At 50.6% G+C, this 15,831-nt stretch carries 19 protein-coding genes; 18 read left to right on the plus strand and 1 reads right to left on the minus strand.

The window, feature by feature from the left end; translation table 11 throughout:
- The first annotated feature begins 24 nt into the window (after positions 1-24).
- The 18 genes from M0Q40_06465 to M0Q40_06550 all read left to right on the plus strand — a co-directional run bounded on the left by M0Q40_06465 (position 25) and on the right by M0Q40_06550 (position 15,114).
- Positions 25-816, plus strand: a complete 792-nt coding sequence (locus tag M0Q40_06465) for a TIGR00282 family metallophosphoesterase (protein MCK9222251.1) — start codon at positions 25-27, stop codon at positions 814-816.
- 107 nt (positions 817-923) lie between these two features.
- Entirely contained in the window at positions 924-1,184 is a 261-nt protein-coding gene (locus tag M0Q40_06470; GenBank protein MCK9222252.1) for a stage V sporulation protein S, read from the plus strand.
- A 5-nt stretch (positions 1,185-1,189) separates the two neighbouring features.
- Complete coding sequence (locus M0Q40_06475; GenBank protein MCK9222253.1) at positions 1,190-2,146, plus strand: dipeptidase; 957 nt, start codon at positions 1,190-1,192, stop codon at positions 2,144-2,146.
- 71 nt (positions 2,147-2,217) lie between these two features.
- Positions 2,218-2,427: a dodecin family protein gene (locus M0Q40_06480; GenBank protein ID MCK9222254.1), complete on the plus strand. Its 210-nt coding sequence runs from the start codon at positions 2,218-2,220 to the stop codon at positions 2,425-2,427.
- A 22-nt stretch (positions 2,428-2,449) separates the two neighbouring features.
- Positions 2,450-2,782, plus strand: a complete 333-nt coding sequence (locus M0Q40_06485; protein ID MCK9222255.1) for a phage holin family protein — start codon at positions 2,450-2,452, stop codon at positions 2,780-2,782.
- Between the two features lie 165 nt (positions 2,783-2,947).
- Positions 2,948-4,402: a spore germination protein gene (locus M0Q40_06490; GenBank protein MCK9222256.1), complete on the plus strand. Its 1,455-nt coding sequence runs from the start codon at positions 2,948-2,950 to the stop codon at positions 4,400-4,402.
- 66 nt (positions 4,403-4,468) lie between these two features.
- Positions 4,469-5,494: an acyl-CoA dehydratase activase-related protein gene (locus tag M0Q40_06495; protein ID MCK9222257.1), complete on the plus strand. Its 1,026-nt coding sequence runs from the start codon at positions 4,469-4,471 to the stop codon at positions 5,492-5,494.
- Positions 5,491-6,588 (plus strand): acyl-CoA dehydratase activase-related protein, encoded by a 1,098-nt coding sequence (locus M0Q40_06500; protein ID MCK9222258.1) that lies wholly within the window; start codon positions 5,491-5,493, stop codon positions 6,586-6,588. The genes M0Q40_06495 and M0Q40_06500 overlap by 4 nt, the downstream gene beginning before the upstream one ends.
- A gap of 87 nt (positions 6,589-6,675) precedes the next feature.
- Positions 6,676-7,644 (plus strand): acyl-CoA dehydratase activase, encoded by a 969-nt coding sequence (locus M0Q40_06505; GenBank protein MCK9222259.1) that lies wholly within the window; start codon positions 6,676-6,678, stop codon positions 7,642-7,644.
- A gap of 64 nt (positions 7,645-7,708) precedes the next feature.
- Positions 7,709-9,046, plus strand: coding sequence for a diaminopimelate decarboxylase (gene lysA, locus M0Q40_06510; GenBank protein ID MCK9222260.1), 1,338 nt, complete (start codon positions 7,709-7,711; stop codon positions 9,044-9,046).
- Between the two features lie 15 nt (positions 9,047-9,061).
- Complete coding sequence (locus tag M0Q40_06515) at positions 9,062-9,694, plus strand: site-2 protease family protein (GenBank protein ID MCK9222261.1); 633 nt, start codon at positions 9,062-9,064, stop codon at positions 9,692-9,694.
- Between the two features lie 35 nt (positions 9,695-9,729).
- Positions 9,730-10,224 carry an HDIG domain-containing protein gene (locus tag M0Q40_06520; GenBank protein MCK9222262.1) on the plus strand — a complete coding sequence of 165 codons (495 nt, stop codon included), beginning with the start codon at positions 9,730-9,732 and terminating at the stop codon, positions 10,222-10,224.
- 36 nt (positions 10,225-10,260) lie between these two features.
- Positions 10,261-11,253: a tryptophan--tRNA ligase gene (trpS, locus tag M0Q40_06525; GenBank protein ID MCK9222263.1), complete on the plus strand. Its 993-nt coding sequence runs from the start codon at positions 10,261-10,263 to the stop codon at positions 11,251-11,253.
- Positions 11,254-11,301: 48 nt separating this feature from the next.
- On the plus strand, positions 11,302-11,991 hold the full coding sequence (locus M0Q40_06530) for a segregation/condensation protein A (protein ID MCK9222264.1): 690 nt from the start codon (positions 11,302-11,304) through the stop codon (positions 11,989-11,991).
- Positions 11,988-12,488, plus strand: a complete 501-nt coding sequence (gene scpB / locus M0Q40_06535) for an SMC-Scp complex subunit ScpB (GenBank protein ID MCK9222265.1) — start codon at positions 11,988-11,990, stop codon at positions 12,486-12,488. Before M0Q40_06530 ends, scpB begins: the two co-directional genes overlap by 4 nt.
- A gap of 39 nt (positions 12,489-12,527) precedes the next feature.
- The gene (locus tag M0Q40_06540) at positions 12,528-13,217 is read left to right on the plus strand and encodes a DUF2953 domain-containing protein (protein MCK9222266.1); all 690 of its coding nucleotides are present in this window, start codon (positions 12,528-12,530) and stop codon (positions 13,215-13,217) included.
- Positions 13,190-13,612, plus strand: coding sequence for a GerW family sporulation protein (gene ytfJ / locus M0Q40_06545; GenBank protein ID MCK9222267.1), 423 nt, complete (start codon positions 13,190-13,192; stop codon positions 13,610-13,612). The genes M0Q40_06540 and ytfJ overlap by 28 nt, the downstream gene beginning before the upstream one ends.
- Positions 13,613-13,827: 215 nt before the next feature.
- On the plus strand, positions 13,828-15,114 hold the full coding sequence (locus tag M0Q40_06550) for an FAD-dependent oxidoreductase (GenBank protein ID MCK9222268.1): 1,287 nt from the start codon (positions 13,828-13,830) through the stop codon (positions 15,112-15,114).
- On the opposite strand, the gene yfcE is transcribed toward M0Q40_06550, so the two are convergent.
- Entirely contained in the window at positions 15,111-15,677 is a 567-nt protein-coding gene (gene yfcE, locus M0Q40_06555) for a phosphodiesterase (protein MCK9222269.1), read from the minus strand. The two genes, M0Q40_06550 and yfcE, sit on opposite strands and share 4 nt — an antisense overlap.
- Between the last annotated feature and the right edge of the window lie 154 nt (positions 15,678-15,831).

Genomic DNA, 15,831 nt, shown 5'->3' on the forward strand with positions numbered 1-15,831 from the left:
GGACTAGATTGGTGGTTAGGCTAGGTGAACAATACTGTTAATCTGCTGCTTGTAGGTGATATTGTCGGCAAATCGGGGCGGCGGGCGATTACGAGGTTCTTGAAGCAAGTCTGTGGCGAATACGAGATAGACTTTGTCATCGCCAACGGTGAAAACGCCGCTGGTGGTATGGGCCTGACTCAAGATGTAGCCTGTGAGCTTTTTGGCCGGGGCGTCCATGTTCTAACTAGCGGAAACCATATTTGGGACAAGAAAGATATATACGGGCTGATTGATGAGGAGCCCCGCCTGCTACGCCCGGCTAATTACCCGCCGGGTGTTCCTGGACTGGGGCTTGGTTTTTATGTCCTAGGTGATTACCATATCGGGGTGATCAACCTGTTAGGACGGGTGTTTATTCATGATCTGGATTGTCCTTTTCGCTGTGTGGACGCCCTGTTAGAAGAGGCAAAGGCAAAGACGAATATTATCGTGGTTGATTTCCATGGGGAAGCGACCGCAGAAAAATGTGCCATGGGTTGGTATCTGGATGGCCGAGTAAGCGCCGTTTTTGGGACCCATACCCATGTGCAGACAAATGATGCCCGGATTCTACCCGGTGGTACTGCCTATATTAGCGATGTGGGTATGTGCGGGGCCCGGGATGGGGTCCTTGGATTTACCGTTGACCCCATTATTGGCAAGTTTAAGTCCGGGTTACCGACTCGGTTTGAAGTGGCCAAGGGCAGTTTGCTGTTTTGTGCCCTAGTGGTACGAATAAACCCCGAAACCGGTCTTGCAGAGAGTACGACAACAATCTCCCTTACCGAGGACTAGGCACCTTTAGGGCAACCGGTACATAATATGGTACTTGACAGGTTGCCTCTGGCAGCTTCCGTCCAGGTTGCCCAGACAGCCGAAAAACGTCCTTGGGGGGAACAATATTGGAGATTCTCAAAGTATCGACGAAGTCAAATCCGAACTCCGTAGCGGGTGCTTTGGCAAGTGTATTGCGGCAGCATAGTGGTGCAGAAATGCAAGCAATTGGAGCTGGGGCAATAAACCAAGCGATTAAGGCGGTGGCTATTGCCCGGGGATTTATGGCGCCAAGCGGTGTTGATTTGGTGTGCATACCAGCTTTCATGGACGTGGTCATCGACGGACAAGAACGTACTGGGATGAGATTAATTGTCGAGACTAGGTGATATGGGTGAACCAGTTAATCATAGCAGATTTCCATTTAGATGTTCTGTCTGCGGCCCTGGAACAGGGTAGGGATCTGACCCGTTGGAACCATTCTGGGCATGTGGACCTGCCCAGAATGGAAAGGGCAGGGGTTGACCTTGCGGTATTTGCCCTGTTTCCCTACGGGTCTAGGACCCAACCTCTTTGGAACCGTGTGCTCCAGCAGTTGCAGCTTGTCCTACGACTAGCAGAGGATAAGCGGGTGCAGTTATTGCGCCGCGGAAGGCATCTTCTAGCACCGGCCAGGCAATATCGGCCGAGGATTGCCCTATCACTGGAAGGGGCATGTCCTCTAGTCATCAATGATCACTACGCAAGGCATCGCCTAGTTTTCCTGTCCCAGTTGGGCGTGCAGCTAGTTAATCCCACCTGGAACTACAGTAACATCTTTGCCAGTGCCGCGATGGATCCCGGAAGGAAGTACGGCCTGACAAAAGCAGGCAAGAACTTGATTGAAGATATGAATCAGTTGCGGATGTTGCTTGATGTATCCCATCTTTCTGAAACAAGCTTCTGGGGGGCAGTGGAACATAGTCTTCTGCCTCCTGTGGCATCCCACTCCAATGCCAAGGCATTATGTGATCATCCCCGTAACCTCACCCGGGCACAGATTAAGGCAATTGCAGAGCGCCGTGGTGTTGTCGGGGTGAACCTGTGCCCCTATTTTCTCACCACCGCCCCCACTGCCAGTATAGATGATGTGCTCTCCCACATTGATTACCTAGTTGAAGTCGGCGGTATTGATTCCGTTGCCATTGGTACCGACTTCGATGGTATTAGTCAAGTCTGCTTAGGACTTGATGATATTACCTCCCTCCCCCTGTTAGCCGAAGAATTGGATAAAAGCGGCTATCCCCGCTGGGCTGTGCAAAAGATCCTTGGAGGAAACCTGCTGCGGGTACTCAACTCCGCCCTTGCATGAAATTCCATTTCCCAACGCATAATAGGTGTATCCTGTGGAAAAATGATGATGGGTAAAGGAGTATGAGAGCCGTGAACGTAGTCAAGGTAATTGAGTTAATCGGCCAGTCTAAGCTAGGCTGGGAAGACGCAGCAAGACAAGCAGTAAAAGAGGCCAGTACTACGGTACGGCAGATTACGGGGGTAGAGCTAAAAAACTTTACCGGCGATGTAGATGAAGAAGGTAACATCGTACATTACAGGGTCGATCTCCATCTAGCCTTTAAGGTGGAGGACCACTAGTTAACAGTGTGGAGGTGAGAAAATGGATTGGATCGGAGCTGTAGTAAGGTTTGTAGTTAGCGCCGTGGTCTTGATGGTACTTAGTTTCATTCTACCGGGATTTCGGACCCTGGGCTTTTTGAACGCCCTTCTGGCCTCGTTAGTAATTGCAGGTGTCGGTTGGGTTATTGAAGCCATTTTCGGCAAACGAGTTTCCCCCTATGGCCGCGGGATCGTAGGATTCATTGTGGCCGCGGTGGTGATTTGGGCCACCCAGTTTGTCGTCCCCAACATGTCCATCTCAGTAATCGCGGCTTTGATTGCCGCCTTTGTCATCGGGGTTATCGATCTATTTGTTCCTACGGCTATTCGGTAGACCAGCATTAAAATGAAGCAGGTACTCCCTTGGGGGTGCCTGCTTCATTTTGCTTTCCAGCTATTGTGGTGTGCGGGCACTAAAGGATTGGTCCTTTGCATAAGGGTGGAGCCGTCGGAGAAGACTACCTAGAAGCGAGAGGATTTTCCTGTAGGAGTGAACATAATGGATCTCAGCCGCAATTTGGACGAGAATCTGGAGATTTTCCGCAACGAACTGGCTATTGATACCAACTATGATGTGATCCTAAGAAGACTAACCATCGGCGGCAAGAGGGCAGCTTTGATCTATATTGATGGCTTACTCAATGATCAAGTCATGAGTATTGTCATGCGTAACTTGATGAGCGCCCAAAGGGAACAGGTACTGCCAAGTATTCTGGAGTCGATCCTGTCAAGACACTTGCCCTATACCGAGGTTAGTACGGTTAGTACGGTGCTAGAGTCCATTGAACAGGTCCTCTCAGGCCCCGCCCTACTACTAGTAGATGGTATCCGCGAAGGGATTATCATTGATGCCAGGGAGTATCCGGTGCGGGCTGTGGGGGAGACGGATCTCGAGCGGGTCACCCGGGGTGCTAAAGACGGATTCGTTGAGACCATCGTCTTTAACACGGCATTGATCCGTCGGCGGGTGCGGGATGCGGGCTTGCGTTTCGAGTCCGTGAATGCAGGTAATCGTTCCCGTACAGACATTGTCATTGGCTATATCGAGGATTTGGCCCCTAAGAAGATTATAGAGCAAGTGAAACAACGGATTAAGCAGGTAGATACCGACGGGTTACCCATGGGGAGCAAAAGCCTTGAGGAATACTTGGTGGGGGTTAGTCTTAACCCTTTACCTAAGGTGCGATTTTCCGAACGGCCTGATGTCGTAGCGGCCCATCTTTACGAGGGTCATGTGATTGTCCTTGTGGATACCACCCCCGCGGCGATGATTCTACCAGCTGCAGCTTGGCAGTTTACCCAACATGCCGAAGAGTACTTCCAGCATCCAGTAGTAGGCAGCTGGTTGCGCTGGGTTCGTTTTGCGGGTATTCTCATCGCCCTCCTACTTACACCCCTTTGGCTGGCCTTGGTAAAGGATATTAGTCTTTTCCCCGCAGGATGGAGCGTTATTGGACCCAAGGAGCCGAGCACAGTACCCATCTTCGTCCAGTTTATCCTTTTGGAGCTGGGATTTGATTTAATCCGAATGGCCTTTATCCATACCCCCAATGCCTTAGCCAGTTCCTTGGGTATTGTCGGTGCTGTACTCTTAGGTCAGTTGGCGGTGACGGTAGGTTTGTTTGTGCCCGAGACGATCCTATATACGGCGGTGGTGGCTATTGGTTCCTTTGCCATTCCGAGCCTAGAGTTCTCTTTGGCAATTCGGATGTTTCGTCTGTTACTTTTGATTCTTGCCGGATTTTTCGGGTTAGGGGGCTTGGGAGTTGGCGTTCTTTTTGTATTCTTGGTCTTCTTATTTACTAAATCCTTTGGTACTCCTTATTTATGGCCACTGATTCCCTTTAACGGTTCAGCCTTTGTGCGCCTTTTGTTCCGCACACCGGTCCCTGAGGCGAGAGAGCGCCCCATGGCCCAAAAGGATGGAACGGACAAGTTCTCCGGTGACGAGTAGTCACTTAGCAGGACTTGCCATCCTCGGATCGAATATTGTAGTGTATTGGAAGGAGAGAACCTGTAGATGATCGTGGGTATTCCCCGAACCCTTGGGTATTATGATTATTGGCCCCTATGGAAGACTTTTTTCTCGGAATTGGGAGTTTCCATTAGATTATCCCGCAAGACAACCAAACAAATGGTGGATTTCGGAACCAAGAATGCAACCGATGGGACCTGTCTACCGGTAAAGGTTTGCTACGGGCATGTTGCGGACTTGATTGCACAGGGTGTGGACTATGTTTTTCTGCCGCGTCTAATCAGTGTTGATCCCCGGGAGTACATTTGTCCTAAGTTCATGGGTTTGCCTGATCTGCAAAACAATATGTTTCCCCAGGTAAAGTTTCTAGACCCAATAGTCGATGTTAAACAGGGGATTAGTTTCTCCAAGGCTTTGTATAGTGTTGGTCGTAAACTAGGCAAAGGAAGAAGACAGATTAGGATAAGTACGACTAGCGCCATCAAGGCTCAGGAAGGGTATGAAAAGGCTACGGATCTTGGGGTCAATCCCCGGGACGCACTACAAATGTGGGAAAACGGAAAGACCACCTTGTTTTTAGAGGAGCTAGAGGAATTGGCCCACGGCTCACTGGATGTCTTAGGAGACCTTGCGCCGGTGAAGGAGCAAACCCAGGATCTTGTAGTGGGGGTTTTGGGTCACTCCTATCTACTTTATGATGACTACCTGAGTATGAACGTGATTGGTCGTTTACAGAAGATGGGTGTTACGGTCTGGACCACGGACATGTTGCCGAAGAACACCCTCGATGATCTAGCACACCTGTGGATCAAACCGGTGTTTTGGACCTCGGCAAAGCGGAACATGGGAGCATCCAGGTACTACGCTCAGGCCAAGTTCGACGGTGTGATTTACCTATCTGCCTTTCCCTGTGGTACCGATTCAATGACCATCACCTTGATGGAGGAAGCTGTTCGAGGAGCAGGGTGTCCTTTTATGATTCTTACGGTAGATGAACATACCGGGGAGGCGGGGATGTTAACCCGTCTAGAAGCTTTTATCGATATGATTAGGTGGAGGGTTCGCCGATGAAGATTACCTTCCCTCATATGGGTACACTTCATATCTCGGGTGCAAGTATCTTTCGGGGGTTAGGTCATGAGGTGATCATTACCCCTAAGCAGACCAAACAGACCTTGAATCTAGGGACTAAGTATTCCCCCGAGTGGGCTTGTTTGCCCCTGAAACTTACCGTGGGGAACTACATCGAGGCCTTGGAGCAGGGTGCCGATACCATTGTGATGGCAGGTGGTGCAGGTCCCTGCCGATTTGGTTACTATGCTGAGGTACAGCGACAGATCTTGTCAGATCTAGGATATGATTATACAATGATAGTGATAGAGCCGCCGGATCGAGACCTTTGGGAAGTGGTAGAAAGACTAGGTGTGTTGAAAGGAAATAACGGACCGACGGGAGTTTGGCGGGCAATCCGCTTTGCCTGGGAAAAGTTCAAAGCCTGTGACCGGTTAGAGAAACAGGCCAATTGGTCCCGGGCGGTGGAAACCAGTCCAAAGGTGACAAGTAGATGCTTGGAGGAGGCTTTACGGGAAGTTGATCGGGCCAGCTCCATTGCCCAAGTTAAGAGGGCAACCAAAGAAGGTATCTCGGCTCTCAGGGACTGTGAACGTCCAAGTGCGGCGCCCCGGTTTAAGATTGGCTTAGTGGGCGAAATTTACACTGTGTTAGAGCCCTTTGTAAACATGCAAGTTGAGGAAAAACTTGGGCAGATGGGCGTTTACGTGGAGCGTACCATTTATTTAAGCGATTGGATCAAACGACATATCTTTTTGGCCTTCCGGAACAAGGCCTACCAAAGACGGCTCAGTAAGGAGTGTTCTCCCTATCTCAATCATTTTGTGGGAGGACACGGCCTTGAGACGGTGGCCCATACAGTTCAGATGGCTAAGGCAGGGTTTGATGGGGTGGTACACATACTGCCCTTTACGTGTATGCCTGAGATTGTAGCCCAGAGCGTGCTACAGCAGGTTAGCCGAGACATGAACTTCCCGGTATTAACCCTTGTAGTGGATGAGCATACCGGTGAAGCAGGCTTTGCAACAAGGCTAGAGGCCTTCGTAGATCTGATTAACAGAAGGAAGAACGCAAAAATCCCACTCGGCAGCTGAGAATTGAGCTACCTTGGAGGTTGAAGTTGACATTAAGGGGGGAGTAGGGCGCATTCCTTAATAGAGATGGAGGGCGCCTGTTTTATGATCAGGGGTTATCTTGGGATCGATGTTGGTTCAGTAAGTACTAATCTTGTGGTCGTTGATGAGGAATTCCAGGTGATTGAAAGTCTATATTTGCGCACCCAGGGCAAACCCATTGAGGCCATTCAAAAGGGGTTGCGGGAGCTTGCTAAAAGACTAGGTGACACTGAGATTATGGGTGTTGGCACCACCGGTAGTGGACGGCAGTTAGCCGGTGTGATGGTGGATGCCGATGTAGTAAAAAACGAGATTACTGCCCATGCAGTGGCCGCATCCATCGCGGTTCCCGATGTAAAAACAGTGTTGGAGATTGGCGGTCAGGATTCAAAGATTATTATCCTGCGGGAAGGTGTTGTGGTGGATTTTGCCATGAATACGGTCTGCGCGGCGGGAACGGGATCCTTTCTAGACCAACAGGCGGCAAGGCTTGATGTGCCCATTGAGGATTTTGGAGAATTAGCCCTAGAAGCCACTAATCCAGTGCGGATCGCCGGTCGCTGCACAGTATTTGCCGAATCGGACATGATCCACAAGCAACAGATGGGTCACCAAGTCCCGGATATTGTGGCTGGGTTGTGCGAGGCCATGGTCCGCAACTACTTAAACAACGTAGGTAAGGGTAAGGAGATTCTGGCTCCCGTAGTTTTCCAAGGGGGTGTTGCCGCTAATGTAGGGATCAAGGCGGCCTTCTCCCAGGCCCTAGGGGTGGATGTGATTGTGCCTCCCTACTTTGGGGTGATGGGCTCCATTGGGGCTGCGGTGTTGGCCAAAGAAGAAGTTGAACACACGGGCAAGAAGACCTCCTTTGCGGGGTTTGAGATTAGCGATGCCACCTATGAAGCTACTAGCTTTGAGTGTGAAGACTGTCCTAATCGGTGTGAGATTGTAAATATCATCAAGGATGGTACTGTGGTAGCCCGGTGGGGGTCCCGTTGCGGGAAGCATAGTACGGCCCAATCCCACGCAAGTTAAGCCTTTGCAAAGCCTAAAAACTGTGATACACTGTGGATATTAACTCTTTAGGCGGTGGAAGTTGATGCGGGGGCTTTTGCGGGATAACATGGAGATTAATGGGCAAGGTCATTTGGTGATCGGCGGCTGTGATGTTAGCGAGCTTGCCGGGCAGTACGGTACTCCCCTTTATATTATGGATGAGACACTGATCCGCAGTGCATGTCGGGAATACGTAGAGTCCTTCAGTAGTCTTTTTGCCGAAAGTCAGGTGATCTATGCGGGAAAGGCCTTCTTGACCACGGGTATGTGTCAGATCATCAAAGAAGAGGGCTTAGCATTAGATGTTGTCTCCGGTGGGGAGCTTTTTACGGCATTGGCCGCTGAGTTTCCCCGGGAGCTGATCTACTTCCATGGGAACAATAAATCCCCTGAGGAAATAGATTTTGCGCTGGAAGCCCGCATTGGCTGCTTCGTCGTTGACAATCTCTGGGAACTGGAACTGCTCAATGAAAAGGCTAGGAAACACAACTGGAAAGCACCGGTACTATTACGGATCACACCGGGAGTGGAAGCCCATACCCATGTCTACGTGCAAACCGGACAACTGGATTCAAAGTTTGGATTTGGCCTAGCGAAGGGTGTGGCCATAGAAGCCGTAAGGCAGGCGGCATCCTTGGAGCACATTGATTGGCGGGGTTTGCATTGTCATATAGGCTCGCAAATCTTAGAACTGGACTGTTATGGTGTGGCAGTTGAGTTGATGTTTGATTTCATGGCCCAGATCAAGCGGGACTTAGGTAAAGAGATCCGAGAGCTTGATCTAGGTGGTGGCCTTGGCATTCGCTACACCGCCACTGATAAACCGAAAACACCAAGGGAGTATGCCCAGGTCCTGGCGGCTAGTGTAGCCGATGCGGCCCGTAGGCACAAGCTCAGTATCCCGAAGATCTGTGTTGAACCGGGGCGCTCCATTGCCGGACCTGCGGGGACGACTCTATACACAATTGGATCCATTAAGGAAATTCCCGGGATTCGGACCTATGTTGCCATAGATGGCGGTATGTCTGATAATCCTCGGGTGGCCTTATATGATGCGAAATATGAGGGTATTGTGGCTAACAAAGGGGACCAAGCGCCCCAACAGGTGGTATCTGTTGCGGGCAAATGCTGTGAATCTGGCGATATGCTCATCTGGGATCTGCCGGTTCCCCATATTGTACCAGGGGACCTTTTGGCGGTGTTTGCCACAGGAGCCTATACCTTCTCCATGGCCAGTAATTACAATCGGCTACTGCGTCCACCGGTGGTACTAGTCAACAATGGTAGTCATCGGTTGATGGTCAAGGGCCAATCCTACGAGGACTTAATCACCCATGACCTGGACGTGGAAGGCTGTTCTGATTGCTCTAAAGTATCTTGACGAACGGAGTCTACCATGCTGCAAAACCTAGATCTTATATCCATTGTTTTCCAGGTCATCGCGGTCTTATTTGCTATTAGTGTCCATGAGTATGCCCACGGGTTTATATCATACCGATTGGGCGATCCAACGCCCCGTCTTGAAGGGCGGCTATCTTTGAATCCCTTAGCCCACCTGGATCCGATCGGAACCTTGATGCTAGTTGTGTTTCGCTTTGGATGGGCAAAACCGGTCATGGTAAACCCGACCTACTACCAAAATCCGAGGAAGGGCATGATGTATGTTAGCCTCGCAGGACCAGGTGCCAATGTGCTTACCGCCTATATTTTCGCCTTCATCCGTTGGGTCTTCGTTCATTTTATCATCGAGTGGTTTCCAGGGATGAATTTTCGTACTGTGGTCATGTTGGTATACTTCTTGGACTTAAATATTATCATCAATCTGGGGCTAGCGGCCTTTAACCTAATCCCTGTCCCACCCTTGGACGGTTCCAAGATCCTCGGTGGACTGTTGCCCTACCGATACAGAAGGGTACTATATACCCTGGAACAGTATGGCCCGATTATCCTGGTCATCTTGCTTTTTACCGGCATCGCCGGCAAGATCGTCTCACCGATTGTCCGGGTGCTAGGGTACTTCATTCTATAACCATGGTCAGGCGGATTAAGCAAGGGATTAGGTACATGTTCACAAAAATGAAGGCCGAGGATTACGCCTTTGTCCATAGGTTCCTCAACGAGAAAGAACAAGCACTGTTTAGGAAAATGACAGAGGCAGATCAAAGGCATTGTGTGGCAGTGGCCGAGGATGCGGCAGAGCAGGTTTTGCTACCGGATCAACAGTGGTTACTGACCAAGGCAGCCTTGCTCCATGATATTGGCAAAGGGGATTGCTCCCTTTTACTTTTAGACCGCATTTTGTATACTATAATGGTTAGGGTGGCACCGGATTATCTAGCCTCCCTAAGGTTATCCCTAGGAAAGAAGTCCTTTTTTACTTGTCGTAGACAAGCCTTATATATTCAACACAACCATGCTAAGCGGGGTGCCCATTTGGCCCGGAGTATTGGTTGTCCTGAGGATGTTGTCAGGCTTATTGGGGCTCACCATGGGGATAGAGAAGATCATGTCAATATGCGCCTGCTAAAATGCTTGCAGGATGCTGATCGGCGTAATTGACACAGAAGGGGGTTTTGCGCCTTTGGCGCAACTGTTATGGCAGAGAAGAAAAAAGGCAGAATACTAAGTGGGATGCGCCCCACCGGTAAGCTACATCTAGGCAATTTATTCGGTGCACTGGATAACTGGGTGAAGCTGCAAGAAGACTATGATTGCTACTATATGGTGGCGGACTGGCATGCGCTGACCACTGGTTACGAGGATACCACGGATTTAAAGGACAACACCGTGGAGTTGGTTATTGATTGGCTTAGTGCCGGCGTGGACCCGAAGAAAAGTGTTATTTTTCGGCAGTCGGATGTGAAAGAACACGGAGAGCTATACTTGCTATTCTCCATGATTACGCCCTTAGGTTGGCTGGAGCGCTGCCCCACATACAAAGAGCAATTAAGACAGATTACCGGTCGAGATATTACGACCCACGGCTTTCTGGGGTACCCGGTACTAATGGCGGCAGATATTCTGGTGTATAAATCCGACACCATACCCGTAGGGGAGGACCAGTTACCCCACCTAGAGCTTACCCGGGAGCTAGCTCGCAGATTCAACTATTTGTATGGACCGGTATTTCCTGAACCAGCACCAAAGTTGAATCGGGTAACCTTGCTACTAGGGACCGATGGACGGAAAATGAGCAAAAGCTACGGAAATGAGATCCGGATGAGTGATGACGAAAAGACCGTCCGGGAGAAGGTTTCGCAGATGATCACTGATCCCAATCGGATCCGACGCAAAGATCCGGGTAACCCCGAAGTCTGCTCTGTGTACACAATGCATCGGGCCTTTGCGGAAGCAGGGCTCCTCGATGAGATTGACCAGAACTGTCGCACCGCGGGGATTGGCTGTGTGGACTGCAAGAAGAGGCTAGCCGACAACATGGTGGCCTATCTGTCCCCGATTTGGGAAAGACGTGCTGAGCTTGAACAGAACCGGAACGTGGTTCATGAGATTTTAGAGGAGGGCGCAGGGCAAGCTCGTCAAGTGGCAAGCCGAACCTTGGCTGAGGTACGGGAGGCAATGCGCATTTAGGTAATGGCCTATCAGGTTAAACTTCCGATCTTCCAAGGACCTTTAGATTTGTTGCTTACCCTCGTCGAGGAACAGAAGCTGCCGATCACGGAAATAGCCCTAGGTCAGGTTGCGGATCAGTATCTAGACTATGTGGCCGCCATGCCGGAACTGGACTTAACTTATTGCACCCAGTTTCTAAGCTATGCGGTCACTTTGTTTCAGATCAAAGCGGCGGCCTTGCTGCCTAGCCCCCCGGTTATAGATACCCAGGATCTCGTGGATGAAGAAGAGGAAAAACAGATCCTTTTAGAGCGATTACTGGAATACCGCAAGTTTAAGGTGCTGGCGATGCGACTACGGGAGGTGGCCATCCGGGTGGCTGGTACCTTTGCCCGCCCCAAAGCCACAATTCCCAAATCCGGCCCCGAGCCAGTTACAGGACTTGATCTAAGTTGTCTAGTGGAGTCTTTCAAGGAAGCACAGCGGTCCCAAGCAGAACGGAACCAAGTCTTGCAGCCTTTGAGGGGTAAAATAGATTTGGGTCGCAGGATTATTGAAGTGTATCGGCGAGTGAGGAAAGTAGGGAGCACCTCCTTTTCCAGCTTAGCCGGTCCAAAGAGGGACCCTTGGGAAAAGCTTGGCTTATTCCTAGCTTTGCTTGAGCTTACCGACCGGGGACGCATCCAATTGGATCAGGCGGAACCCTTTGGTGAGATCCAAATTGAACTGGCTTCCCAAAGGGGGGAACGATCATGACGGACAGACTCAAAGGGGCCCTAGAGGCAATCCTTTTTGCCTCCATGGCGCCGGTAAGCCTAGATACCCTAGCCCGTTTACTGAGCATCGAGCCAGTAGAAGTTGAAGAATTAGTCCTGGATCTTGAACGATCACTGGCTTCGTCCCAACGGGGTGTTGCCTTATTCCGACATGCTGGGGGTTACCAGCTACGAACAAAGGCGGAGTACGAAGAGATCCTGCTGGAGCTTGGTCGACAGGCGGAGACTAGGTTGAGTGATGCGGCCATAGAAACCTTAAGTATTATTGCCTACAAGCAGCCCATTACCCGGGCGGAGATCGAGGACATCCGGGGGGTGCGGGCGGACAGCGCGATTAAAACCCTTATGGACCGGGGCCTAATCGAGGAGGTTGGCCGCAAAAAGACCATTGGACGCCCCTTAATGTACGGAACTACCCTGTTGTTTCTCGAAAGCTTCGGTCTAGATAGTCTAGAATCTCTTCCACAGGTGGAGTAGAGACTGCCAACTTGGTTAAAATAGGGTAGGGTGAGATGTTTGGTAGTCTATATTGTACTGGGCCTATTGATTTTGGTATTGTGCGCTCCTGTGATGGTTCACGTTTTTTTTGCTAGTGTTAACGCGGACCTTTACTTTGGTATTTCCCTAGGTTTCTTGCATATTGGCAAAGTTACATACCAGAAGCGGATGGATCTAGAGGATGCTGTCCATTGGGCATTGGACAGAAGTGTGGACACCGTGGTGGGTAGAATCCGGGAAATACGTACTGTATTTGTAAAACATCTAACCCGCATCTTGGGACAGCGTACTCTAATCAACATCGGTTACATGATGTTAACTGGACTACCTCCTAGTCAAAGTTCAAGTCTGGAACAAGCCAAAGCTCTTTCCAAGGAACTGTTTAGGAAATCCCCCGAGCACCTAACCTCTTTTGATCTTGAGCTTGTGATCGGACTCAATGATGCTGCTTATACGGCGTATTCCTATGCGGTGTTTGCTGCTTTGGGGGCCGGGCTGAAGGGTTACTTAATAGACCATTCCAAAGCCATTGATCCAAGGATTTGTGTTACTGCGGAGTTTACTGATCCTCAGTTCACGATGGACCTTGACTGCATATTTCGCTTGGTTCCAGGCCATATTATACTAGTAGCACTGGCTAATTTGGTCAAGGCACTGTTTCGGAAAGGGGCTAATTGGATATGGACGGAAACTCTCAGCACCCCATAGAAGGTATCATGAAGACTGCCATGGATAGTATTAAGACTATGGTGGATGTAAATACCATACTAGGTGACCCGGTGGAGACCGCTGACGGATCGGTGATTATCCCTGTTTCAAGGGTCAGTTTTGGGTTTGCCGCTGGAGGCACTGAGTTTACCTCGGATACCGCAGATAAGCCCACCGCAAATGCTTCCAAGGCTCCCCATCCTTTCGGTGGAGGTAGTGGAGCGGGGATTTCCCTGCATCCTGTGGCGTTTCTGGTTCTCAGTGCAGGAGTGGTGCGGCTACTGCCCATCAGCAAGGAAGTCATTTTTGATCGCATCTTGGATCTAGTGCCCGAGGTGCTAGATCAGATTACTAACAAGGGTGGTACAACGACCACTCTGCGGAACAAGCCCTGACGGTCATCGTCTGGCGGCTCATTTCCTCCCGGGTCTACCAGTAGACCGTTCTTATGCCCTTAGGTAAGGATTAGAGGGAGCGAAACGGGAACCCTCCGGGGAAGCGCTCCCTTGGTTCAAGCAAAACATCCTATAGCTCTAAAGCAAGGGCCGGTATCATCTCCGATCCTCCAGGCATACAATATCATATGGGCATTGTGTTAAGGGGGGGTTAGATGCGTCGGGTGGTAACTAGGCCCCATGTAGTGGTGGTGGGAGGCGGCTTTGCCGGGTGTGCCGCGGCGGTGGCGGCAAGGCGGGCAGGGGTAAGGGTGACTTTGCTAGAGCGGACAAACCTTCTTTTAGGCAGTGGACTTGTTGGGGGCATCATTAAGAATAATGGTAGGCTTACCGCCTGGGAGGAGTTGCGCTTTCTAGGGGCAGAGGACTTCTTGCAGGTGATAGAAAGCTGTCTTTTGCACTGCAACATTGACTTTCCAGGACACCGACATGCAAGCTTGTATGATGTAGATCACATTGAACCGGAGGTCAGGGGGCACTTAAAGGAAATCGGTATTGATATCCTGCTAGAGAGCAGGGTGGTGGATACGGTGGTTGCCGGACGCCGGGTGGTATCTGTGGTACTTGAGGAAGGGGAAATCATCGACGGCGATGTCTTCGTAGATGCTACTGGTTCTGCGGGTCCCATGGGCAACTGCCTCAGGTATGGCGCCGGTTGTGTGATGTGTGTATTTCGCTGCCCAAGTTTCGGAGCTCGGGTTAGCATTAGTGCCAAGGCCGGGGTTAAGGACATAAGTGGCGACTTCAGCGGACTTTCTGGCTCCTGTGAGTTAGCTAAGGAGACCTTAGGGAGGTGGCTAGTGGACCGGTTGGAGAGTACCGGGTACTTAGTGATTCCCGTTCCTAAATACATGACCCATGGGGATGTCTTGGACATTAAAGCATGTCAGCAGTACGCACTACCGGAGTATGCCAACAATTTGATCTTACTAGACACGGGGAAAGTAAAGGTAATGACTCCCTACTTTCCCTTGGAGTTGATGCGGCAGGTACCCGGGTTTCAAGCGGCCCGGTATGCTGATCCCTATGCGGGAGGTCGGGGCAACTCAGTACGATTAAGTGTGATTACACCCCATCAGGCAAACCTGCAGGTTGTGGGCTTGGATAATCTCTATGCCGCCGGGGAAAAACTCGGGCTGTTAGTGGGCCACACCGAAGGGATCCTTACGGGCTATCTCGCAGGACATAATGCGGCACGAACGGTTTTGGATATGCCGCCCATCGTCCTACCTTTGGAATTAGCCTGTGGAGACTTCATCTACGAATCCAACAGGGTTACGCAAAATGAAAACCCAGGCAAGGTGCGATTTACTTTTTCGGGCAGTATCTACTTCGCCCGGATGCAGCAACTAGGGTTATATACCACTCACATAGGGGACATTGAATCTCGGGTGAGCCGCACGGGGTTAGCAGGCGTATTTGCTAAACCATTACTGCATTAAGTCTGAGGAGACAGACTGATCGCGTGTAGGGTTGTCCCTGTCGCCAGTTCAACCAAGCTGACACGGTCGTTGGTGATCAGTCCCACAGTGGGACAGGCCTTAGCCCCTTTGGGCAGGGAAGGACTGCCTGGGTTAAGAAAGATCGTTCCGCCCCGCTCTTCTAGCAATGGTATATGGGTATGTCCGCTGATCCAAACGCGAACCCGATATTTCTTCGCCAAATCCCGGACGACTGTGGAGTCATACCGGTGGCCGTGGGTTAGCAGTAGTCTGCCCCAGGGAGCTTCCACTAATGCAAAGGGGGCTTGCATCGGGATCTCGATCACGACTTGGTCCACCTCGCTATCGCAATTACCTCGGGCAATTACGATCGGGATCTGACATTCGTTCAACCTCTCGGCCAAACAGGATGTGGCATAGCCTCCCGGCAAAGGATTCCGGGCTCCATGATAGAGAACATCTCCGGCGTGTAAGATCATCTCCGTATGGGAAAATACGGTGTTCATCGCACGTTCCCAGGCTTCTACACTTCCATGAGTATCACTGATTACACCTATATTCATTACTTCCACTCCCTCATTATCCTTCTTGGTCACAGTGTACCAAATTAGGTATAGCAGTCAAGCCCCAGCTTATTATGGGTAAGTATCCTATCCCATCTTCCATGTATTTCGTGTATCTTTGTTCTACAGACTAATGCAGGAAGGAAAGGGATCC

The organism is Limnochordia bacterium (assembly GCA_023230925.1).
In the GTDB taxonomy this organism is placed as follows: Bacteria; Bacillota; Limnochordia; order DUMW01; family DUMW01; genus JALNWK01.

Coding starts and splice junctions, on each gene's coding strand:
- M0Q40_06495 (MCK9222257.1), top strand. CDS start 4,469: ATGATCGTGGGTATTCCCCGAACCCTTGGGTATTATGATTATTGGCCC.
- scpB (MCK9222265.1), top strand. CDS start 11,988: ATGACGGACAGACTCAAAGGGGCCCTAGAGGCAATCCTTTTTGCCTCC.
- ytfJ (MCK9222267.1), top strand. CDS start 13,190: ATGGACGGAAACTCTCAGCACCCCATAGAAGGTATCATGAAGACTGCC.
- M0Q40_06550 (MCK9222268.1), top strand. CDS start 13,828: ATGCGTCGGGTGGTAACTAGGCCCCATGTAGTGGTGGTGGGAGGCGGC.
- lysA (MCK9222260.1), top strand. CDS start 7,709: ATGCGGGGGCTTTTGCGGGATAACATGGAGATTAATGGGCAAGGTCAT.
- M0Q40_06485 (MCK9222255.1), top strand. CDS start 2,450: ATGGATTGGATCGGAGCTGTAGTAAGGTTTGTAGTTAGCGCCGTGGTC.
- yfcE (MCK9222269.1), bottom strand. CDS start 15,677: ATGAATATAGGTGTAATCAGTGATACTCATGGAAGTGTAGAAGCCTGG.
- trpS (MCK9222263.1), top strand. CDS start 10,261: ATGGCAGAGAAGAAAAAAGGCAGAATACTAAGTGGGATGCGCCCCACC.
- M0Q40_06500 (MCK9222258.1), top strand. CDS start 5,491: ATGAAGATTACCTTCCCTCATATGGGTACACTTCATATCTCGGGTGCA.
- M0Q40_06515 (MCK9222261.1), top strand. CDS start 9,062: ATGCTGCAAAACCTAGATCTTATATCCATTGTTTTCCAGGTCATCGCG.
- M0Q40_06490 (MCK9222256.1), top strand. CDS start 2,948: ATGGATCTCAGCCGCAATTTGGACGAGAATCTGGAGATTTTCCGCAAC.
- M0Q40_06520 (MCK9222262.1), top strand. CDS start 9,730: ATGTTCACAAAAATGAAGGCCGAGGATTACGCCTTTGTCCATAGGTTC.